General features: G+C 57.5%; 18 protein-coding genes. 5 read left to right on the forward strand and 13 right to left on the reverse strand.

Annotated features, from left to right (window positions below):
- Positions 1-69 precede the first annotated feature (69 nt).
- Positions 70-2,421 carry a xanthine dehydrogenase family protein molybdopterin-binding subunit gene (locus KHU29_RS17715; protein WP_211454291.1) on the reverse strand — a complete coding sequence of 784 codons (2,352 nt, stop codon included), beginning with the start codon at positions 2,419-2,421 and terminating at the stop codon, positions 70-72.
- Positions 2,418-2,882, reverse strand: a complete 465-nt coding sequence (locus KHU29_RS17720) for a (2Fe-2S)-binding protein (protein ID WP_211454293.1) — start codon at positions 2,880-2,882, stop codon at positions 2,418-2,420. Before KHU29_RS17720 ends, KHU29_RS17715 begins: the two co-directional genes overlap by 4 nt.
- Before the next feature lie 247 nt (positions 2,883-3,129).
- Here KHU29_RS17720 and KHU29_RS17725 point away from each other — a divergent pair, with 247 nt between their 5' ends.
- On the forward strand, positions 3,130-5,190 hold the full coding sequence (locus KHU29_RS17725; RefSeq protein ID WP_211454295.1) for an OPT family oligopeptide transporter: 2,061 nt from the start codon (positions 3,130-3,132) through the stop codon (positions 5,188-5,190).
- 71 nt (positions 5,191-5,261) lie between these two features.
- On the opposite strand, the gene KHU29_RS17730 is transcribed toward KHU29_RS17725, so the two are convergent.
- The 8 genes from KHU29_RS17730 to KHU29_RS17765 form a co-directional block, all read right to left on the reverse strand.
- Complete coding sequence (locus tag KHU29_RS17730; RefSeq protein WP_211454297.1) at positions 5,262-5,573, reverse strand: P-II family nitrogen regulator; 312 nt, start codon at positions 5,571-5,573, stop codon at positions 5,262-5,264.
- Positions 5,574-5,656: 83 nt separating this feature from the next.
- The gene (locus tag KHU29_RS17735; protein WP_211454298.1) at positions 5,657-6,043 is read right to left on the reverse strand and encodes a copper-binding protein; all 387 of its coding nucleotides are present in this window, start codon (positions 6,041-6,043) and stop codon (positions 5,657-5,659) included.
- A 134-nt stretch (positions 6,044-6,177) separates the two neighbouring features.
- A complete protein-coding gene (locus tag KHU29_RS17740; protein WP_211454300.1) occupies positions 6,178-9,312 on the reverse strand; it encodes an efflux RND transporter permease subunit in 3,135 nt (1,044 codons plus the stop codon).
- Complete coding sequence (locus KHU29_RS17745) at positions 9,309-10,592, reverse strand: efflux RND transporter periplasmic adaptor subunit (RefSeq protein ID WP_211454302.1); 1,284 nt, start codon at positions 10,590-10,592, stop codon at positions 9,309-9,311. Before KHU29_RS17745 ends, KHU29_RS17740 begins: the two co-directional genes overlap by 4 nt.
- A complete protein-coding gene (locus KHU29_RS17750; RefSeq protein ID WP_246542209.1) occupies positions 10,589-11,938 on the reverse strand; it encodes a TolC family protein in 1,350 nt (449 codons plus the stop codon). Before KHU29_RS17750 ends, KHU29_RS17745 begins: the two co-directional genes overlap by 4 nt.
- A gap of 75 nt (positions 11,939-12,013) precedes the next feature.
- A complete protein-coding gene (locus KHU29_RS17755; RefSeq protein ID WP_425514487.1) occupies positions 12,014-12,418 on the reverse strand; it encodes a hypothetical protein in 405 nt (134 codons plus the stop codon).
- A 163-nt stretch (positions 12,419-12,581) separates the two neighbouring features.
- Complete coding sequence (locus KHU29_RS17760) at positions 12,582-13,745, reverse strand: chromate transporter (RefSeq protein WP_211454305.1); 1,164 nt, start codon at positions 13,743-13,745, stop codon at positions 12,582-12,584.
- 2 nt (positions 13,746-13,747) lie between these two features.
- A complete protein-coding gene (locus tag KHU29_RS17765; protein ID WP_211454307.1) occupies positions 13,748-14,698 on the reverse strand; it encodes a chromate resistance protein ChrB domain-containing protein in 951 nt (316 codons plus the stop codon).
- 190 nt (positions 14,699-14,888) lie between these two features.
- Between KHU29_RS17765 and KHU29_RS17770 the strand changes: the two genes are divergently transcribed.
- Positions 14,889-15,542, forward strand: coding sequence for a peroxiredoxin (locus tag KHU29_RS17770; RefSeq protein WP_211454309.1), 654 nt, complete (start codon positions 14,889-14,891; stop codon positions 15,540-15,542).
- An 80-nt stretch (positions 15,543-15,622) separates the two neighbouring features.
- On the opposite strand, the gene KHU29_RS17775 is transcribed toward KHU29_RS17770, so the two are convergent.
- The 3 genes from KHU29_RS17775 to KHU29_RS17785 all read right to left on the reverse strand — a co-directional run bounded on the left by KHU29_RS17775 (position 15,623) and on the right by KHU29_RS17785 (position 18,672).
- On the reverse strand, positions 15,623-16,741 hold the full coding sequence (locus KHU29_RS17775; RefSeq protein WP_246542219.1) for an MFS transporter: 1,119 nt from the start codon (positions 16,739-16,741) through the stop codon (positions 15,623-15,625).
- A gap of 120 nt (positions 16,742-16,861) precedes the next feature.
- Complete coding sequence (locus KHU29_RS17780; RefSeq protein WP_211454313.1) at positions 16,862-17,944, reverse strand: DMT family transporter; 1,083 nt, start codon at positions 17,942-17,944, stop codon at positions 16,862-16,864.
- Positions 17,945-17,982: 38 nt separating this feature from the next.
- Positions 17,983-18,672, reverse strand: a complete 690-nt coding sequence (locus KHU29_RS17785) for an ArsR/SmtB family transcription factor (RefSeq protein WP_211454315.1) — start codon at positions 18,670-18,672, stop codon at positions 17,983-17,985.
- 100 nt (positions 18,673-18,772) lie between these two features.
- Between KHU29_RS17785 and KHU29_RS17790 the strand changes: the two genes are divergently transcribed.
- The 3 genes from KHU29_RS17790 (at position 18,773) to KHU29_RS17800 (ending at position 22,794) form a co-directional block, all read left to right on the forward strand.
- Complete coding sequence (locus KHU29_RS17790) at positions 18,773-20,209, forward strand: MFS transporter (protein WP_246542210.1); 1,437 nt, start codon at positions 18,773-18,775, stop codon at positions 20,207-20,209.
- 130 nt (positions 20,210-20,339) lie between these two features.
- On the forward strand, positions 20,340-21,374 hold the full coding sequence (locus KHU29_RS17795; RefSeq protein WP_211454317.1) for an ABC transporter substrate-binding protein: 1,035 nt from the start codon (positions 20,340-20,342) through the stop codon (positions 21,372-21,374).
- A gap of 82 nt (positions 21,375-21,456) precedes the next feature.
- Positions 21,457-22,794 carry an ABC transporter permease gene (locus KHU29_RS17800; RefSeq protein ID WP_211454319.1) on the forward strand — a complete coding sequence of 446 codons (1,338 nt, stop codon included), beginning with the start codon at positions 21,457-21,459 and terminating at the stop codon, positions 22,792-22,794.

Below are 22,794 nucleotides of genomic sequence, written 5' to 3' on the forward strand. Positions count from 1 at the left end.
CCAAAGCCATCCGGTCCTTTCTGGCAGGGAAAGAAGTGGGGGGCACGCCTTTGTGCCCACCCTGTATGATCAGCTCTTCTTCAGCTGATCCCGGATCGGCAGGTTGCGAATCCGCTTGCCGGTAGCAGCAAAAATAGCGTTGCACAGGGCCGGAGCGATCGGTGGTGTGCCCGGTTCGCCGACACCGCCCAGCGGCATGTCGTACTTGTGCGGCACCATGTGGACCCGCAGGTCACGTGGGGCGCTGAAGGCGCGCAGCACTTCGTATTCGTGGAAGTTGCCTTGCTCCGCGCTGCCGTTCTTGAAGGTGATTTCACCAGTCATCGCCAGGCTCAGGCCCATGATGCAGGCGCCTTCGACTTGCGAACGGATCCGGTCCGGCGTGATCTGCGGGCCGCAATCGATCGCCATGTCGACTCTTGGAATGCTGATCGTGCCGTCTTCGGCAACCACCACTTCAATCACCGCCGCCACATAAGACATGAAGCTGTAAGCCACGGCAAGACCCAGGCCGTGGCCCTTGGGCACCTTACGGCCCCAGCCGGCTTCCTTGGTCGCCAGCTCCACCACTTGGCGCATGCGGCCCGTATCCAGCGGGTACAAGACCGGCGATTCGCCGTAGTTGGTGGTGTCCGACATGTCTTGCGGATTGACCTGCCGCGCCGGGCCGATCAGTTCCAGCAGGAATTCCCTGTGATCGCGCTTGGCCGCCGCCGCCAATTCAGCCACGAACGATTGCACCGCAAATGCGTGCGGAATGTTGTAGACCGAGCGGAACCAGCCGATCCGCGTATGCGCTTCGACTTCCGGCGCTTCGATGCGGATATTCGGAATCACGAACGGAATGTTGATCGCGCCCATGCCGAGTTCGCCAGGCTGTTCACCCTTGGCGCCGGCGACGAAAGTGGAAGCAATGGTCGGCGCCGCGCTGCGGTGCAGCCAGGCCAGCGGTTTGCCTTTGGCATCGAGCGTACTCTCCAGGTGTTCCAGCGAGACGGTGTGGAAATAATCGTGGCGCAGATCGTCCTCGCGAGTCCAGGTAACCTTGACCGGTGCGCCATCCATCGCTTGCGACAGCAACGCCGCTTCGGCCGCGAAGTCTGGCTTGGATTTGCGGCCGAAACCACCGCCCAGCAACGTGACATTGACTTTCACGGCGTCGGTTTTCCAGCCCAGGCGATCTGCCACCGTATCGCGGGTGGCTTGCGGATCCTGCACGCAGGCCCAGACTTCGCATTTGCCGTTAGCGGTGCGGGCCGTGGCTGCCGGCGGTTCCATGGTGGCATGCGCCAGATGCGGGATGTAGTACTCGGCTTCGATATGTTTACCAGCTTGCGCCAGCACCGCCATGGCGTCGCCGTTATTGCGCATCACCTTGGCCGGCTTGCGCGCTGCTTCCTGCAAGGTGGTCTTGAATGCGGTTGAATCGTAGCCGGCATGCGGGCCATTGTCCCAGGTGATCTTCAAGGCTTCACGGCCCTTGATCGCGGCCCAGGTGTTGCGCGCAATCACGGCAATGCCGCCCAGCGGATTGAACTTGGCGGGAGGCGGGCTGCCTTTGAGTTCGATCACGCGCACCACACCCGGGATTTTCAGGGCTGCGGCAGAATCGAAACTCGCCACTTTGCCGCCATACACTGGCGGCCGCGCGATCACCGCATACAGCATGCCGTCGAGACGGGTATCGATGCCATAATGGGTGTTGCCGGCGACGATGTCATGGAAATCGACACTGTTGAACACGTCTTTGCCGATATAGCGGAACTGCGCGGGATCTTTCAGCTGCACCTGTGCTGCTGGCGGCACCTGCAATTTGGCGGCATCGACCGCCAGTTCGCCGAAGCCCAGCTTGCGGCCGCTCTTGGCGTGCAGTACTTCATGGTTTTTGGTGGTGATCTCCGATGCCGGCACGCTCCAGCGTGTAGCGGCGGCCGAAACCAGCATCAGCCGGGCTGTGGCACCCACCTGGCGCATCGGGGTAAAGAAATGGCGCATGCTGCGCGAGCCGTCCGTATTCTGGTTGCCGTAGCGGCTTTCGTCGGCATTGGCTTGCACCACGCGCACGTGGCTCCAATCGGCGTCGAGCTCATCGGCCACTACCAGCGGCAGGCTGGTGCGGATGCCCTGGCCCATTTCAGAGCGGTGGGCAACGATGGTGACGATGCCGTCAGCGCCTATCGATACGAAGATAAACGGGTCGTTGACAGTGCCGCCAGACATGTTGGCGCCGCCGTACTTTTTTGCCGGAGCAGCACCGGCTGCCGCTGCATTGGCCGCCGTCACCAATCCATTCACGCCAACCGTCAACGCCAGGCCGGTAAACGCGCCGACACCCTTGAGCCAGGCGCGGCGGCTTACGGAAGTTACGCCGCTGCCTGTCGTGGTAACGCTATCTTTTTCAAAATCAAAAGCGGCGCTCATTTGGCTACTCCTTTAGCGGCGACTTGTTTGATCGCGGCACGGATGCGCGTATAAGTGCCGCAGCGGCAGATATTGCCGCTCATGGCATCGTCGATTTCCTTGTCGGTGGGCTTGGCGGTGGTTTTCAGCAGGGCGGTCGCCGACATGATCTGGCCGGCCTGGCAATAACCGCATTGCGGCACGCCCAGTGCGATCCATGCTTCCTGCACCGCATGGCCGACCTTGTCGTCAGCCATCGCTTCGATGGTGGTGACTTTCTTGCCGGCAGCGGCACTGATCGGGGTAATGCAGGAGCGGATCGGTTCGCCGTCCAGATGCACGGTGCAGGCGCCGCAGAGGGCCATGCCGCAACCGAATTTGGTGCCGGTCAAGCCGACGTGGTCGCGCAGGGTCCACAGCAACGGCGTGTCTTCCGGTAAGTCGATTTCATGCTGCTTGCCGTTGATGTTCAGGCTTGTCATGGTGGGTTCTACCTTTCCAACTTGGGGGTTGATAACCTGGTGAAAGACAAATTCGCTGTAGCTAAATTGTTGCTAGTGTAATCTAAATGATAATTTTTCGAGTTGATCGCCAATTACTGGCACTGGCTGCCGGCGATTCGATCGGATTTATTGTCCCTTGGCATTGTAGACCCAAGTCAAATTCTTTGATGGCGGGCAACTGTTTCAGGGATAATTGGCAGATTGTAATTTTGGTGATGGAGTTTCGATGTCCGATTTGTTGAATAAAACCGGTCGTATTCCCGACAATGTTTCGCTGCCCGAGCTGACGGTGCGGGGCATCATTTTAGGCGCGTTGATAACGGTCGTATTTACAGCGTCCAACGTGTACCTGGGCTTGAAAGTCGGCCTGACTTTTTCTTCCGCGATTCCTGCCGCAGTCATTTCCATGGCGGTGCTGCGGATGTTCAAGACTGCCAATATTCTTGAAAACAATATGGTGCAAACCCAGGCCTCGGCCGCGGGTACCTTGTCTTCAATTATCTTTATCCTGCCCGGACTGGTAATGATCGGGTACTGGCAGGGCTTCCCTTACTGGCAAACCCTGGCGATTTGTGCCGCCGGCGGCATGCTGGGCGTGATGTTCACGATTCCGCTGCGGCACGCGATGGTGGTGCAAAGCGACCTGCCTTATCCGGAAGGCGTGGCGGCTGCGGAAATCCTGCGGGTCGGCAGTGCGGAAGTTGAACTCGACGCGGTTACCGGCAAGGCCGGGGCCAAGGCAGAAACCGGCATTGTCGACATCATGGCCGGTGGTTTTACCGCCGCCATCGTGACCTTGTTCTCATCCGGCTTCCGGGTGCTGGGTGAAGGCCTCAACCTGTGGTTTGCAGCCGGGCCCGCGGTAGTGCGTTTGTCTGCCGGATTTTCGCTGGCGTTGCTGGGCGCCGGCTACCTGATCGGCATCGTGGCCGGTATCGCCATGTTGATCGGTTTGCTGATTGCCTGGGGCGTGGCAGTACCGGTGCTGACTTCGATGCACAGCATCCCGGACGGCATGACGCTGGCCAAATATGCCACCGGCTTGTGGAGTAAGGATGTGCGCTTCATCGGCGCCGGCACCATCGGCGTGGCGGCGGTATGGACGCTGATCACACTGTTCAAGCCAATGCTGGAAGGCGTCAAGACTTCCTTCCAGGCGCTGCGCGGCGGTAATGGCCGCATCAATATTCCACGTACCGAGCGCGATTTGGCGCCGGGTTGGATCATCGCCGTCACGCTGGCGCTGGTAGCGATCCTGGTGGCGACCTTTGCCAGCTTCCTGAGCGCCGCGCCGTTGTCCGCCGGCATGGTGTGGGGTCTGGTTGCCTACAGCGTCTTGTTCGCGGTTATCTTCGGTTTCCTGATTGCCGCTGCCTGCGGCTACATGGCTGGGCTGATCGGTTCTTCCGCCAGCCCGATTTCCGGCGTTGGCATCGTTGCCGTGGTGTTGATCTCCTTGCTGATTTTGCTGGTTGGCAGCGGTGACGGCCTGCTGGCCTCCGAAAGTGGCAATAAACTAGGGATTGCGCTGGCCATCTTCACCACCTCGGCAGTGATCGCAGTGGCGACTATTTCCAACGATAACCTGCAGGATCTGAAAACCGGCTGGCTGGTCGGCGCCACACCTTGGCGCCAGCAGGTGGCGTTGCTGATCGGCTGCGTGGTCGGTGCCGTGGTAATTCCGCCGGTGCTCGAGTTGCTGTATAACGCTTACGGTTTTGCCGGAGCGATGCCGCGCGCGGAAATGGATGTGGCGCATGCCTTGTCGGCGCCGCAAGCGACCTTGATGACTGCCATTGCGACGGGGATTTTTACCCACCAGTTGAACTGGGACATGATCTTGATCGGCCTCGGACTGGGCGTGGTGCTGGTAGCGATCGATGAAGTATTGCGCCATCGCGGCGGTGTCGCACGCTTGCCGGTGCTGGCGGTAGGGATCGGCATTTATCTGCCGCCGACGGTCGCCTCGACACTGGTGCTGGGCACATTGCTGGCGTGGGTCATCGAACGCATCTTGAAAAAGCGCGCGCAAAAGCAAGGCGTGCCCTACGAGCAGTTCGCTGAAGCGCCGAACCGGCGTGGTGTCTTGCTGGCTTCCGGTCTGATCGTCGGTGAGAGCCTGGTGGGTGTGTTGCTGGCGGCGATCATCGGCTTTACCGGCAGCGATTCGCCGTTGGCGCTGGTTGGCGGCACGTTTGAAAATACCGCGCAATGGCTGGGCTTGATTGTATTTGCGGCTGTGGCGTGGGTCTTCTCGCGTCGGGTATTGACGGCACAGAAGGCATAGGCCGTCGGTGGCAGGGGCTATCGCACACGGTGTGCGATAGCCCCGTACCCGAGGCGCACAAGGACATCCGGTTAAGACTCGGAGCGCGTCCGAATGTGAAACAAAACGTCCACTGGCAACACGGCCAAGATGCCTGCGCCTGGAATATCGGAGTGCGCAACATCAAAAATGGCATTCGTCAACACTTCAACCTTTGACTCCTCCACGAAGATTTCTACTTTGAGGTGTTCCGTCAGATGGTTTTTTGAATAGAAGTCGGTGTACTCACCGAATCCCTTTACCTTCGTCACGGTCATGCCTTGTACGTGCAGCTTGCCGAGTTTGGTTTCCAGTGCCGGTAAAGCGTCGGGACGAATGATGGCAATGACATATTTCACGTTCATGGTGTTCCAATCAATCAATTTCGCCATTTACCGGCGGAGACGGCGCCCATGAACCGGAACAAGGCGCCCGCCCATGGAAACAGTTATTTCACGCTGCTGACAACATAATCCGCGCCCTGTTTGGCAAAATCGATGGTCACTTTCTTGTCGATGGCGAGTTTGTCGAAGAGCATCTTGTCTTTCACAGAGAAGGTCATCGTCATGGCCGGCCAATTCAAGCTTTTGACAGGTCCGTGTGCCAGTGTCACGGTACCCTTAGCCGTATCAACGGCCTTCACCACACCTGTCGCCTGGTGGGTTGTTACCTTTGCAGTGGAGCCGGAATTCATGTTGTCCATCGGCATGTTCTTCATGTCCATACCCTTCATATCCATGGTTTTCGCGCTGCCAGACTGCGCGATAGCCGGTCCAGATACCGCTACGGATGCGGACAACGCCAGAAGCAAGGAGAGGATTGCGGTCGGTTTCATGCTTATTTCCTTTTTTTTAATTGAGAGTGGTGATTTGAAACAGATTGCACCCGTCCGCTAAACAAATAAACAAATATTAAACGGTTGAATGCCGCGCCTGCTTTCATGCGCGCTTACTGCAATTTCTTTACGCTTCAACGGCCGTTGGTAATCTGACGCCGGCGTAACAGCAGATAGACCGCCGGAACCACAAACATCGACAGCAGCGGCGCCGTGATCATTCCACCCACCATCGGTGCGGCGATCCGCTGCATGACCTCCGATCCGGTGCCGGTACCCAGCATGATCGGCACCAGACCGGCGATGATGACGGCTACCGTCATCGCCTTGGGGCGCACCCGCAGCACCGCACCTTCGCGTATTGCATCGAGCAGATCGGCTTCATTGCCGTTACCGTTAGCCAACCGCTCTTCCCAGGCATGTTTTAAATACAGCAACATGATCACGCCGAATTCCGCCGATACGCCGGCCAGTGCAATGAAGCCGACGCCGCCGGCGACCGACAGGTGATAGTCGAGCAGCCACAACAGCCAGATACCGCCGGCCAGTGCAAACGGCAGCGTCGCCATGATCAAGGCCGCTTCGTCGAAGCGCTTGAAGGTCAGGTAGAGCAGGATAAAAATAATCAGCAAAGTGGCGGGCACCACGATTTTGAGTTTGGCGGTGGCGCGCTCCAGATATTCGAACTGTCCTGACCAGGTAATCGAATAACCTGCCGGCAATTTGACTTCCTTCGCCACGACTTGCTGCATGTCGTGCACGGTGGAGCTCAGGTCACGGTTGCGGATATCGACATAGACCCAGCCCGACAAGCGGGCATTCTCGCTTTTGAGCATCGGCGGGCCATCGTTGATACGAATCGCGGCGACATCGCCCAGTTGGATTTGGGCGCCGCGTTCTGTCAGCACCGGCAGCTGGCGCAGTTTCTCGACCGAGTCGCGCACCTCGCGCGGATAACGCACATTGATCGGGAAACGCTGCAATCCCTCGACGGTTTCGCCAATGTTGTCGCCGCCGATCGCCGCCGACACGACGCTTTGCACGTCTGAAATATTCAAACCATAGCGTGCAGCGGCATCGCGGTCGATGTTCACATCGATATATCGGCCGCCGTTCAGGCGCTCGGCCAGTGCCGAAGATACTCCCGGCACGTGCTTGATGGCGCGTTCGATATCCCCGGTAATGCGGTCGATTTCGTGCAGGCTGACGCCTGCTACCTTGACCCCGACCGGACTTTTGATACCAGTCGCCAGCATATCGATCCGGTTGCGTATCGGCGGCACCCAGATGTTCGATAATCCCGGCACCTTGACGATGCGGTCCAACTCCTGGATCAGCTTGTCCGGCGTCATCCCAGGCCGCCATTGGTCGTGCGGCTTGAACTGGATCATGGTTTCAAACATTTCCAGCGGGGCTGGGTCGGTGGCGCTCTCGGCGCGGCCGGCTTTGCCGAATACGCTTTCTACTTCGGGCACGGTTTTAATCAGCCGATCGGTCTGTTGCAGCAGTTGCTGCACCTTGCCGGCCGACAGCCCAGGCAGTGCCGACGGCATATACAAGACATCGCCTTCATCTAACGGTGGCATGAACTCGCCACCGAGCTGCGTCATGGGCCAGATGGTTAAGGTGGCTATCAACAATGCGACCAGCACGGTGAGTTTCGGGAATCTCAACACAATATCAAGCAAGGGACGGTACAGTGTGATCAAGAAGCGATTCAGCGGATTCTTTTGTTCGTCCGGGATCCGGCCACGAATCAAGTAGCCCATCAAGACCGGGATCAGCGTCACCGCCAGCCCTGCAGCGGCCGCCATGGCATAGGTTTTGGTAAAAGCCAGAGGAGAAAACAAGCGTCCTTCTTGCGCTTCCAGCGTAAACACTGGAATGAACGAGAGCACAATGATCAGCAGCGAGAAAAACAGCGCCGGACCGACTTCGGCTGCGGCATCGCCGATGACGCGCCAGTGGTCATTGCCTTTCAGCTTTTCACCGGGATGCGCGTGGTTCCAGGCTTCGATATGTTTGTGGGCATTCTCGATCATCACGACGGCGGCATCGACCATGGCGCCGACCGCGATCGCAATCCCGCCCAGCGACATGATGTTGGCGTTGACTCCCTGGTAATACATGACGATAAAGGCGATCAGGATGCCGATCGGCAGCGTGACGATGGCAACCAGCGCCGAGCGGAGGTGAAACAGGAAGATGGCGCACACCACGGCGACAACGATGAATTCCTCGATCAGCTTTTCTTTCAGGTTGGTGACGGCGCGCTTGATCAGGTTCGAGCGGTCGTAGGTAGGAACGATCTCGACACCGGGCGGCAAGCTGGCCTTCAATTTCTGCAGCTTGGCTTTCACGGCATCGATTGTTTCCAGCGCGTTTTTACCGGAGCGCATGATGATGACCCCGCCGGCGACCTCACCTTCGCCGTTCAGCTCGGCAATCCCGCGCCGCATTTCCGGCCCCACCTGGATGCGGGCGACATCACCCAGCCGCACCGATACCCCGGCGTCGGTCGTCATCAATGGAATCTTGCGGAAATCGTCCAGCGATTTCAGATAGCCTGATGCACGCACCATGTATTCGGCTTCGCCTAACTCCAGTACGGAACCGCCGGTTTCCTGGTTGGCTTTCTGCACCGCGTCGACGATCCTGCCGTGCGGAATGTTGTAGGCGCGCATCTTGTCCGGATCGAGCACGATCTGGTATTGACGCACCATGCCGCCGATACTGGCGACCTCCGAGACATTCGACACCGCTTTCAACTCATACTTGAGGAACCAGTCCTGCAAGGCGCGCAACTGAGACAGATCCATCTTGCCGCTATGATCGACCAGCGCGTATTCGTAGACCCAGCCGACGCCGGTGGCATCCGGTCCGAGCGCGGTTTTGGCTTGCGGCGGCAGGCGCGATTGCACCTGGTTGAGATATTCCAGCACCCGCGAACGAGCCCAATACGGATCGGTGCCATCTTCAAACAGAACATAGACGAAGGAATCGCCAAAAAACGAATAGCCACGTACTGTCTTCGCCCCCGGCACCGACAGCATGGTGGTGGTCAGGGGGTAGGTCACCTGGTTCTCGACAATCTGTGGCGCCTGGCCCGGATAACTGGTGCGGATAATGACTTGCACGTCCGATAAATCCGGAATGGCATCCAGCGGCGTGCGCGCCAGCGACCAGATGCCCCAAGCCGTCATTATCAGCGTCGCCAACAGCACCAGGAAGCGGTTGGCGATGGACCAGCGGATCAGCTTTGCGATCATTGCGCAGCTCCTGGCGGTGTGCGGGGTGTGCTCGAGCCTTCCATCCGTGTTTCGGTACCCTTCAAGCTGGCTTCGGAATCGATCAGGAACTGGCCGGAGACGACGACCTGTTGTCCGGCATCCAATCCCTTGCGGATTTCGGTCTGGCCGTTGGTCTCAGTGCCGATTTCAACATCGACCGGGGAAAATTTGCCGTTACCTTGCGCCACCATGACGACACTGCGGGTTCCGGTCTGAATCACGGCTTCAGTTGGCACTAGCAAGACGTCCTTGCGCGCGGCAGAAGAAAAATTGATCGTCGCAAACATGCCCGGCACCAGTTGGCCCGACGGATTAGCCAGCTCGATGCGCGCCTTGAGCGTGCGGGTCGCCGGATTCACATCCGGCAGGATCGCGCTGACCTTGCCTTTGAATACCGTTCCTTGCAGTGCCGGTGTGCGCGCTTCGACCATGTTTCCCGGGCGGACTTGTGCCGCCAGGCTCTCCGGCACGTCGGCATTTACCCATATTGTATTGAGGCCGTTGATCTTGAACATCGATGCACCGGCCATCACGGTCATGCCCTCACGCACGGCAAGTTCCGAGACCACGCCATCGATGGGAGCGAAAATGGTCAGACGAGCGTGTACTTTGCCACTCGATTCCACAAGGCGGATTTGGTCATCCGTCATGCCGACCAGGCGCATGCGTTGGCGCGCACCGCCAAGCAGGCTATCCATGCCATTTCCCTGCATGCGCCTGACCGACAGGTACTCTTCTTGCGCCGCCACCCACTCAGGCACATACAATTCGGCCAAAGCTTGCCCCTTGCGTACCGGATCGAGAGGCGCGCGAACATACAGCCGTTCAACGAAACCATTGCTGCGCGCCGGTACTACTGCTGCATCGCGTTCGTTGTACGCCACACTTCCTACCGCTACGACTGCCGAGGTCAAATTGCCCTTGGTGACTTCAGCGGTACGAATGCCGAGATTTTGCTGGATGCTCGGACTGATATTGACTTTGCCGTCGTCGCCGGCATCGTCGGCATAGACCGGGACCAGTTGCATATCCATGAATGGCGATTTGCCGGGCTTGTCGAATTTTTGGTCCGGCACCATCGGGTCGTGCCAGTACAGTACTTTTTTGTCGGAGTCGCCGGCTTTCAGTTCGTTGGACGGCGACGTTACCATCTTCTTGCCATGATTCATGCCAGCCCAATACAAGCCGTAGCCGGTTGTTCCGAGGACAGCAGTAATGGCGGTAATTGCAGCGGCGAGGAATAGCTTCTTGTTTTTCATGGCGTGTCCTTGTTCATCCCCGGATGCATCATCACATCGTCGATGGGAAAGAGAAAATCGAGTTGCGCCCACAGGCGATCGGTTTCGCTCGCCAGTTGCAATGCCTGGATCCGAACGTCGATCACATTGCGCCGTGCCGTAAGCACGTCAGCCAGACTGGCTTTGCCGCCGCGGTATGCGGTTATCGCGGCCAGCGTGCGTTGATTGGCCAACGGGATCAGCTCACGCTCATAACGGGCATACCGCTCGCGGTCGTTTTGCCATTCGTCGATCATGGTGCGGGTCTCGGCGACATGGGCGCGCAGCATGTCCTCGCGCTCGGCCTTCGCTTGCTCCACTATCGCCAGCTTGGAAGAGAGTTCACGATCCTGGCGATTCTTGCGATCCCACTGCAGCGGGATCGAGAGGCCGATGGACACCATGTTGGAGAAAGCCGCACTGCGTTGCTGGAACGCCATTTCCACTGTCCAGTCCGCTTTTTCGCTGGCTTTCGCCAGTTTTGCTTCCGTCTCGGCCACATCGACTTTTTTGGTCAGGACGGCAATTTCCGGATGATGCGCAAGGTCGCTGTCGAGCGTTGCCGGATCCAGTCGGATGGCATCGGTAGCGGGCTTGTCGGCCAAGGAAAGATCCGAGACATTCCCGATCCAGCGCGCCAGCATGGTATTGGCATTGCGCACGCGACGCCGGATTTCACTGGCGCGATCATCAAACGCCGCCATTGCGCTCCGGGCCGCGAAAACGTCGGCCTGACTGCCACGGCCGGCCCGGTAAGCCCCTTTGGCCGATTGCATTTCAAGTTTGGCTTGTTCACCTTGTTCCGCGATGACCGCCGCCATCGCATCCGCGTAATACCGGTCGAGCCAGGCCAGGGCTGTATTGCGCTCGATGGCGGCGGTTGCCACGGTCTTCTCGGCCAGGGTCTTTTGCGCTTCAAGCTCGAAGCGGTTGGAACGCAGCTGGCGTTTGTCAGAGCGTGTGATTTCCTGCATCACGCCAACCCGGCGCATGGTCATGAAATCGTTGTTGAGACTGCCGCGGTCACGGCCAGTGACCGGCAGGTTGTCGATGCCGACCTTCAATACCGGATCAGGCAACTGACCCGCTGCGACCGCCATGTCACGCGACGCGGCGGCGGAAAAATCCTGCGCTGCAAGTTGACGCGAGCGCTCTACGGCGCGACGTTGGGCCTCGGCTAGCGTCAGTGGCGCTTCAACCGCGTAGACATTGGCCGCCAGCATCAGCGCCCCGGCAAGTGCGGCAAGGCCGGTTTTTACGAAAAGACGACGAACCGCATTGCGCCCCGGATAGTGCGCAATATGCGGAAATGACAGCAGGAATGACATGAAACCTCCAGATAGCAATAGACAACATCGGGCGTGCACGCGGCACGACGATGGCGGACTAGGCGATCTGGGGAGTTAAATGCGGAAACAGCAGTTGCGTATGGACAGCGGCGGCGCGGTGGATCGCACCAGAAGAAGAGAATTGGGTTGGGCGTCGTTGGAATTGTCGACGATTTCTATATTTTGGAACACCAGCGTCAGTGCGGCGGCCATAAAGGGCTGCACATGTGGCACAGATGGCCTGTCCAGCGACTGGTTGCCTGCTTGGTCATTCGCGTGGCAGAGACTGGGTTGTTCTTTATCCACACCGGCGCACCCGCTCATCGCCTGCTCACTATCCATGGACATCGACACTGATTCATCGATTTGTCCCGCGTTGAGAGTCGGACAGGCATAACCCGCCACAGCAAGCTGCATGAACAGCATGCTGACCAGCACGATGAGCGCGGCAATCAAGCGGGATGGGCGGGAGAGTTTCACTATTTTCAATTTTTGCTTGATTTATAGTAAGCAGCAACGGTATTTGTTGTCAAGCAATTGAGAGCCCGTAAATCAATCTTGATGGCGCATGGTCGTCGCTGAAGTTCTGCGACAGCCCCAGCGACGTCCAGGCAACACGCCTGGTTCTTGTCGCTAAATCGCTTCAATGATGCATCAAGGGGTAAATCGCTATCCCGATCAGCGCAGCGCCAATCACGACAACGGGCTCAGGTAGTTTCTTGAATTTCCACAACAGCGCTGTGGTCACAAGCGCCAGCAGAGCGGTCGGGATGTCGGTGATGGACCTTTGCGCTATCACCACCACTGAACCGGCGATGGCGCCGATCGCTGCCGCAGTGATGCCATCCACGAACGCAATGAGTGCCGGCAGCTTGCCGTATTTCTTGAAGTATGGCGCGGCGATTACGGTCGCCAGGTAGCAGGGAACAAAAGTCCCCACGGCTGCCAGGATGGCGCCTGGCAAGCCGCTGATCAGGTAACCGATGAAACCAGTGGTGATGACCACAGGCCCGGGCGTAATCATGGCGACGGCGACGGCATCGACGAATTGCTTTTCGGTGAGCCAGTGATGCTCTGTAACAACGCCGCCGTAAAGGAACGGTACGATGGCCAGGCCCGAGCCGAATACGAAGGCGCCGGCCTTGGTGAAGAACAGTGCGATCTGGATCAGCGTATTGGCATCGGTTGCGGAAGCCAGGGCAATATTGGGTAATTGCGCAGGTAGCAGGACTGCCAGGTGCGATGTGCCGAACTTAGGCTTGCAGCGGATCACCCAAACCAGCACTCCCGCACCAATGAACAGCAAGGCGATTTCCGACTGCGTGATGATAGTCACGGCCGCTAACAGTATGAAGATGCCCCACAGTAATTTGTCGCGACCGATGTTCTTGCTGGCTAGCTTATGCGCGCTGATGGCCATGATGCCGATCACCGCTGCTCCCACACCGTAGAACACGGATTGCATCCAGGCCAGTCCGCCGAATCCGACGTAGGCCCATCCCAAGGCGACCACCATCAGGAATGAAGGCAGCACGAAGGCCAGTCCTGCCACCGTCGCGCCGCGGATCCGGAAGTGCACGAAACCGAGGTAGATGCCCAGTTGCGCGGCCAGTGGGCCAGGTGCGATCTGCGCCAGCGCCAGCCCTTCTTTGTAGTCGGATTCGCTGATCCAGCCGCGCCTCTCCACCAGGTCTCGGTGCATATAGCCAACCAATGCGACCGGCCCGCCAAAGCCAAACGTACCCAGGCGCAGAAAGTACAGCATGAGCTGCCACAAGGTGTAGCTTGGCTTGCTTGTTTCGTCCATGACTACGATTCCTGTTGTGATGTGGTTTCTTTTTGAAAGGCGGTCAGCAGTCCGTCAAACATGCTGCTGGCTGTCGCCTGAAGTTGATCGTCATCCTTGATGGCTTCACGCAAGCCGGCGAGAACGCTTTCAATCCCCGCAGACTCGGGCGGTTGCACGCCGCCGACATCGAGGTAATGCACCAATGCACCGATACGCTTGAGTGCTGCCTGCTCAAGGCCGAAGCTTGCCAGCAACACCTCAAAGCTGACGCGGCTGCCGACATGGCTGAAGGTGGCGCCGTCGAAGTCGAAGCCGAGGGCGTCAGCCGGGCAGTCGGCGGGAGCCGCCAGCCATAGCAGCCGGGCCTGCGGGTCGATGAAGCGGCGGATCAGCCAGGCGCAGGCCAATCGATCTACCCAAGGACGACGGCGGGTTGCCCAAGTGCGGCCCTGATATTGATCAACTGAAAGAAGGAGAATGGTGCCGTCGACCGGGTGAGGTTCATCTGGAGCCAAGACACGGGCCGCAGCCAGTTCCAACTCTTGCAGTGTCGCATCGGTTTGTCGTTGGGCCTCACTGGGAAAGAAATCGATATCGGCCATATTGGCAAAGGTCTTGCGCAGCTTTCGAATCTGCTTGAACGCTTCCAGCACGGTGTCGGTCGTCAGCATTTCACGCACCTTGGCCACTTCTGCCAGTAATGCAGCGTAGTCTTCGCTGCGGTCGAACAACCCAACGAAATTAGCGCCTTCGGGCTCTTCAACCCGCAGCACAATGGCGGTGCCGCCGCCTGACAACACATCGGCGGCAACCGCTTCCAACGTATTGCGGCACGTTTCGCGCTCTGGCATCAGATAGACGCCATCACGTAATACGGCGGAGCCGGATGCTTTAAGCGCGCGCCATGCGCGCATGCGCACCGTTGCGTTTTCTGTCGGCAGGCTGGTAATAAGCGATAAATAAGTATTCATGTAGATAATTCTACGTGTGGGTAGGTTAATCTACAAGTTTACTTTTCTTGCGAACATAGATGCCTATGAAAACCAAGCCGATTGACTAGAATGATTGTTCCGGGACGCTCAATGAGACGCTGCACGCAGAGATTGACAAGGCCGTCGTCGCAGGATTGATTCCGACATACACAAATAATGGAGGCTGAAAATGACAATTCGCATAGGTGATGTAGCTCCGGATTTTACTGCCGAGACCACTGAAGGAAAGATCCAGTTTCACGAATGGATCGGAGATCAATGGGCCATCCTGTTTTCCCACCCGAAGGATTTCACCCCGGTTTGTACTACCGAGCTGGGTTATATGGCTCGCCTGAAACCGGAGTTCGACAAACGCAACACCAAGATCGTGGGACTGAGTGTGGATCCTGTCAGCGACCACAATGCCTGGGCCACGGATATCGAGGAGACGCAAGGTCACGCGGTCAACTATCCGATGATCGGCGATGCCGATCTGACGGTCGCGAAACTCTATGACATGATTCACCCCAACGCCAGCGGCGGCCAGCGCAGCGCGGCTGACAATGCTACCGTGCGTTCGGTATTCATCATCGGACCGGACAAGAAGGTCAAGGCAATGTTCGTCTACCCGATGAGCTCGGGCCGCAATTTCGATGAAGTATTGCGCTTGCTCGACTCGATTCAGCTCAACGCCAAGCACACTGTGGCGACGCCGGTGAACTGGAAACCCGGTGAAGACGTCATCATTCCGACTTCGGTTTCCGACGAGGATGCCAAAAAGAAATACCCACAGGGTTTCAAAACATTGAAACCGTATTTACGGTTGGTGGCGCAACCGAAGTAACAGAACCTGTGAACTGGGAAGAACCAGCTGGTCTTCCCAGTCCGGCACAACTTGGACGTGTTCGTCCACAGGGTCAGGACTCAACGCAAGTCGGCAGCCTTGGTTAAGGCGGCTAGCGCCAGCGCACAAAAAATCGCGCCGGAATAAAAGGTGAACGATGCGCCAAGCCGGTCCCACAACAATCCAGCCAGTACGCTTGCCAGCAACATGGCAAGTCCGCTCACCAGGTTGAAGAAGCCATACGCGGTACCGCGTAAATCGGCCGGCGCCGTATGCGCCACCATCGTTGCCAGCAAGCCTTGTGTGATCCCCATGTGGAGCCCCCAGAGGGCGACACCTGCCAGTACGACACCCCAATGATTGCTGGCGGCCAGCACCAGGTCGGCGATGATCAAAACCACCAGGCCGAACGCGAGTAGTCTCCTATGGCTCATTCTGTCGGAGAGTTTACCGAAGGGGTATGCAGACAACGCGTAGATCAGGTTCATGGCCACCATAACGAGCGGCACCATGGCAACTGGAATACCGCTCTGTTGCGCACGCAGAACCAGGAACGCTTCGCTAAACCGCGCCAGCGTAAATACGGCGCCTATGCCAACCACCCACCAGTAAGAGCTCCCGAGTCGAAGCAGGTTTTCGCGTCGAATCGGATTAGTGCGCTTTTCAGTTTGCAGATGTTCCGGTTCGCGCAAGCCAACGAACAGCAGCGCAACCGCCATCAAGCCAGGAATGACTGCTACCCAGAACACCGCGCGAAAATCGTTGGCCCAAAGCAGCATCAAACCAACCGCCAACAAGGGACCAAGGAATGCGCCCACCGTATCGAGAGACTGGCGCAGGCCAAATGCGGCGCCGCGCAGGTGCGCCGGGGTAACGTCTGCGACCAATGCATCCCTCGGCGCACCTCGTATCCCTTTGCCAACCCGATCCAGGAGACGAGCTGACAGCACGATGCCGACCGTTGGTGCGATGGCAAAAAATGGTTTGCTGAGAGCCCCCAACGCATAACCGAACACCGCCAGCCCTTTACGCTTGCCCAGATAATCGCTCAATGTGCCGGAGAACACCTTGACAATCAGAGCGGTCGATTCGGCCAGGCCCTCCACCAACCCGACAGCCAAGGCGCTGGCGCCGAGTGTCGTCACCATGAATAACGGTAGCAGGCTATGGATCATTTCCGAAGAAATATCCATCAGCATGCTAACGAATCCGAGTATCCAGACCCCGGCGGGGATCTGGCGCAATATGCTGAGTTTGGCGGTACTGGTAGTTTGCAAATGCATGCTCCTTGGAAAAACAGGATAGTTCACCAGGATGGTTCAATGGCTATGCCGATGATGTATGTCCGGGTAATGCGCGTGGCTATGGCTGATGGGCAGGTGGCGGTGAGGGTGGCTGTGCGGTTCGCGGCCATCCCAGTCAAAGTCGTGTTGGTGCTGGTGGTGCACATCGTCCGGATAGTGCCGGTGGCTGTGCGCATGCTCGGTTTCTTCATGCGTGTGCAGATGCTGGTGGCTTTCAGTCAGGTGCAGCCAGATGCCGATTCCCATCAATCCTGCGGCCAGCCAGAACCAGCCGCCCACCGTGTCATGCAACACCAGCAGGGAAATCGCAGCACCGATGAATGGTGCGGCCGAAAAGTAGGCGCCAGTTCTTGCGCTACCCAGGTGGCGTAACGCTAAAACGAACAGCACCAGGCTGACGCCGTACCCGCAAAAACCGATGAGCGCCGCGGCGCCGATACTGGCGATGGCGGGCAATTGCGCGCCCAGCAGCAAGGCCGCGCTGAGATTGACTACGCCGGCGACCATGCCTTTGAGCGCGGCTATCTGGACCGCATCGCTGGCGGAGATCCGGCGTGTCAGATTGTTGTCGATTGCCCAGCACAGGCAGGCTGCCAGAATCGCCAGAGGCCCCCAAGGGACACCAAACTCCGGTACTTGCTGCCATGACAGCAAGATCCCGGCCAATACGATGGCGAGCATGCCCAGAACAATCCGGCGATCGAAATTTTCCTTGAAAACAAACCAAGCAAGAGCCGCAGTCAGGACGCCTTCCATATTCAACAACAAGGAAGCACTGGAAGCAGGGGTGATCGAAAGGCCGAGCATCAGCAGGATCGGGCCGCAGATCCCGCCGCTGAGGATCACCGCGCCGAGCCAGGGCAGGTCGGCTTTGGACAATGCGCCACTGCCAGCTTGATTACGTAATTGATTACCCAAGTGATTACGTAAGCGCGCGTGTCGTATTACATACCATAACGATAAGCCGAGACCGCTGCCGAGATACAGCAGGCCGGCCAGCATGACCGGTGAGACTTGCCCCACAAGCAGTTTGGCAAAAGGTGTGCTGGCGCCAAATAGCGCCGCCGCCAACAATGCGAAGAGAACACCTTGATGCATGGTTTTACCTTGAGTCTTACATTGAATTACCGTGTCACTTATTCCTGATGCAGTGCAATCCCGAACTGTTCCGCCAACGCGGTGTGGCCTTCCGGCGTAATCCCTACCACGCGTGAATTCTTGGTTCTGGTCAGCCACCCGAGCTCGATCATGCGCTTTGCCAGCGTTGCTCCCAAGGCGCCTGCCAGATGATCCCTGCGCTCGCTCCAATCCAGGCAGGGATAAGCAAACTGGCGTCGGCTTTTCCGTAGTTCTCCGGTATCGATACCAAGGCCGTTGAACCAGGCTTCGCCCTCCGCCGACAGCGAAAATACCCCATCGTCGGCATCCAGCAAGCCGCGTTCAAGCAGCACCTCGGTCAACCGGGTGCCAAGTTTTCCTGCCAGGTGGTCATAGCAGAAGCGTGCGGTGCAGATGGCGTCGTTGCCGGTAGCCGGGCCGATACGTTTACGTTTCGGCGCAAACACCATCAACGATTCGATTAGGCGCGCCACCTCCGGCGAGGCCAGGCGAAAGTATTTGTGCCGGCCCTGAGTGGTCATGTCGAGCAGCTTGTCTTCCAGCAGTTGGCGCAAATGCGTAGTCGCGGTGGCAGGTTTGATTTCGGTGCCGTATGCCAGTTCCTTGGCGGTCAGGGCGCGTCCTTCCATCAGCAGCGACAGCATGCGGATGCGGGTCGGATCACCGATGGTGCGGGCTAGCCGGCTGAGGTCTGGTTCGTCGTTCATAGTTTGATGGTAACCGTACTGTTGTTGTGTGACAAGCGGCCCCAACTGGCTCAGAATCAGGACTTGATCGCTTACACAATGACACAATGGAGTCGCTGCAATGACATCTCCCCAACCGGTGCAAGTATTAGATCGAGATAGCACCACTCCTGTTACGCAAACGCCGACATCAACGCCGGCAGCAGGCTGGACCATAGCGGCCAGCAGTTTCGCCTTTATCATCGTGCAGCTGGATATCACCATCGTCAACGTGGCATTGCCGCAGATCGGCGCCGATCTGAACGCGCGTGTCTCGGCCTTGCAGTGGGTGGTGGACGCCTACACCCTCGGTTTTGCCGTGTTTCTATTGTCGGCCGGAGCTTTGGGCGACAAATTCGGTTCCAAGCGCCTGTTCCTGGCCGGCTTCCTGTTGTTTGCCCTGGCTTCGGCCGCCTGCGGCCTGTCGCCCAATGCCGCCTTTTTGAATATTGCCCGGGCAATCCAGGGAATCGGCGCGGCGTTGCTGGTGCCTAGTTCTTTGGCGATCCTGAATCGTGCTTGTGCCCACGACAAGAAACTACTGGCCAAAGCCATCGGCCTCTGGACCGCGGCAGGCGGCGTTTCGATTGCCGCCGGCCCGGTGTTAGGCGGTTTACTGTTGGCGACTGCCGGATGGCGCAGTATTTTTTGGGTGAATATTCCGATTTGCATCCTGGGTTTCATGCTGACCATGCGCGTGGTGCCAACCATGGCAGCCAAACAGCACACACATTCCTTCGATTTCCTGGGGCAGATACTGGCGATTTTTGCGCTGACGGGACTGGTTGGCGCGGTGATCGAGCTTCACCCGTTAGGCTTGGGACACCCGCTGGTGTTGTCCGGATTCTGCCTGGCGCTGGTCGCCGGCGCCGCCTTCATCATGGTGGAAAAAAAGGTGGCGCATCCGATGCTGCCTTTGAATTTCTTTCATCAGACCAGTTTTACAGCAGCCGTCTTGTTTGGGGTGCTGGTGAATTTTTCCTACTACGGCGTGATTTTCGTGATCAGTTTTTATCTGCAAAAAGTGCAGGGCTACAATCCGATGCAAGCGGGGTTGGCGTTTTTGCCGCTGACCGGCACCTTCATTCTTTCAAACCTGGTCAGCGGCTGGCTGATCGGGCGTGCCGGCATACGTTTGCCGATGGTGCTGGGCGGTTTTATCGGCGCCTTGGGGTATGGTTTACTCGGGACGATCGGGATTGCGACAGACGCCAGTTTCCTGCAGATGCTGCCGGGTTTCGTGCTGATCCCGGCCGGCATGGGACTGGCTGTGCCGGCCATGACGACCTCGATATTATCGAGTGTCGAGAAAGCTCGGGCCGGGACCGCATCTGCAGTACTCAATACCGCCAGGCAGGTCGGCGGAGCGGTCGGAGTGGCGGTATTTGGCGCACTGGTCAGCGATAGTTTCGGCGGGGATGCGATTGCCGGCGTCAAAATTGCGATGTTGACGGCGACAATTTTGCTATTGATGGCGGCCGGGATGGGTTATCTGGTTCGGTCAACTAACGGCAAGTGAGTTGAACGCACACAGCTAAATTCGGATGTCTTTCAAAAAATAAACAACAAATGTATTTTAAAAAATGCATGACTTTATTTTAAAATAGGATATATCATATAAAATATATTAAAAAAATGGAGATAGCCTGATGAAACATTTATTGACCTTGGTATTAATTCTCATCGTTGGTTTGAGCGGTCAGGTATTTGCCCGAGACTTGACCGTAGTCTCTTTTGGCGGCGCCACGCAAGACGCCTTTAATCGCGCTTACTTTCAGCCGTTCTCTGCACAGGCGAAGAAGCGGATCGTACAAGATAGCTATACGGGCGGCATTGCTCGTCAAAAGGCGATGGTGGAGTCCGGCAACATCACGTGGGATGTGGTGCACATGGATGAAAATGAAATGGCGTTAGCGTGCGACCAAGGCTTGCTTGAAGTGATCGATTTCAAGCAGTTGTCAAATGCCAGGGACGTCGCCCCGGTTGCGCTTTCCAAGTGTGGCGTGGGCGCGTTTGTCTGGTCGGAAGTCATCACCTACGATAGTAAAAAATTCGGTATGGATGGGCCTAAAACCTGGGCCGAATTCTGGGATATAAAAAAGTGGCCCGGTAAACGCGGTTTGCGCAAGCAGGCCCGGATGACAATTGAAATTGCGTTGATGGCAGATGGCGTCAAGCCGGCTGATGTGTACAAATTGCTCGCGACGAAAGCCGGACAGGACAGGGCATTCGCCAAGATGGACCAGATCAAGTCGAGCATTCAATGGTGGGAGTCTGGCGCACAACCGCTGGAGTGGCTGGCGTCCGGAACTGTTGTTGCAACTGCCGCCTATAGCGGACGTATCGCGATTGCAAACCGCGAAGGCAGTAATTTTCCGATCAGTTGGGACAATCAGCTATACAGCATGGATTACTGGACCATCATCAAGAACACGCCTAACAAAACGGCTGCGCTTGAGCTGTTGAACACGATGCTGAGCGCTGATAGACAAAAGAATTTCACCGATCTGATTCCTTACGGCATCGTCAATACGCGTGCTATCGACATGATCAAGCCGGATGTCCTTGCGCAACTGCCCACAGCGCCGCAAAACCTGAAGACGGCGCTGCTGCTGGATACCCATTTCTGGGTGGATCATGAAGAAGAGATCATGGCGCGATTCAATAAATGGATTGTGCAGTAAATAACAACCAAAGCGCGGCGGCCGATACGGTTCGGGTCGTTACGTACTCAGTTGTATCATCGCCACCATGAAGGATCGCGTTTTGCCTACACCGTCCGTTCCAGTATCGCTGCAGCAGGCGATACGCCAATCGACACAGCGCAAGCGGACTATCTCGTTATTGCTGATGGCTCCGCTGACGTTGTATATCGCTATATTTTTTATGCTGCCGATAGGAATGATGTTTTATCGCGCAGTCGCCAATCCGGAAATGATCGAAGCCATGCCGCGCACCGTTAAGGCATTGGCGGCGTGGCGAACTACGACCGCATTACCGCCGCCAGAGGTGTACCAGGCAGTGGGTGATGATCTGATTGCCGCCAGCGGTAGTAAGCCGCTCGGTGAAATGGCCCGGCGTTTCAATTACGAAGCCAGTGGCTATCGTAGCCTGATTCTGAAAACCGCCAGGCACTTGTCGCAGACAGATGCAGCGCCGGTTCCGGCGTGGAATCCCAATGCGGTGGCCGTGAATGATTTGCTGGCTCCAATTGCTGCAAACAGCGATGCCGTCAATGTCGCCGCGCCAGCACTGCCAGACATGCGATCGCGCCTGGGGGCGATCGATGAACGCTGGAGCGACCCCGATCTCTGGCTTTCCCTGCGTCGTGTGGCACCCGCCTATACCCCGTACTACCTGTTGACGGCGCTCGACTTACGCATGACAAACGATGGCGGTATCGGCCGTATGCCAGAGGACCAGCGCATTTACCTGAATATCCTTTTCAAGACAGTCAAGATTGCTTTGGTAGTTACGTTGATATGCCTGTTCGTCGGTTATCCGCTGGCTGCACTGATGGTCAAAGCGCCGAAATGGTTTGGTTTTCTATTGCTGATGGGGGTGATGTTGCCTTTCTGGACCTCGCTGCTGGCGCGTACCACTGCCTGGATCGTCGTGTTGCAAGAAGGAGGGCTGGTGAACAAATTGCTGTTGGCGCTGAGCCTGATCGACAAACCGGCGGAGCTGATATTCAATGCCACCGGTTTGTACATCGTCATGGTCCACATCCTGCTGCCGTTCATGGTGTTGCCGATTTATAGTGCGATGAAAGGCGTTGCACCGCAGTTCATGCGTGCATCGGCGTCGCTCGGCGCACACCCGGTACGCGGCTTTTTCCGGGTATACCTGCCGATGACCATGTCGGGCGTCGGCGCCGGCGCATTGCTAACGTTTATCGTCGCGGCAGGGTATTACGTTACGCCGTCGCTGGTCGGCGGCGCCAAGGAACAGATGCTGGGTTATTTCATCGCGTTCTATACCAATACCACCATCAACTGGGGTATGGCATCGGCATTGGGTATCGTGATGCTGAGCTGCATCATGCTCATATATATCATCGCCGCACGCACCATCGGTGTCCGTCAAATCGTAGGGCTGCGTTAG

Origin of the sequence: Collimonas antrihumi (assembly GCF_018304965.1) — a bacterium.
Taxonomy (GTDB): domain Bacteria; phylum Pseudomonadota; class Gammaproteobacteria; order Burkholderiales; family Burkholderiaceae_D; genus Collimonas; species Collimonas antrihumi.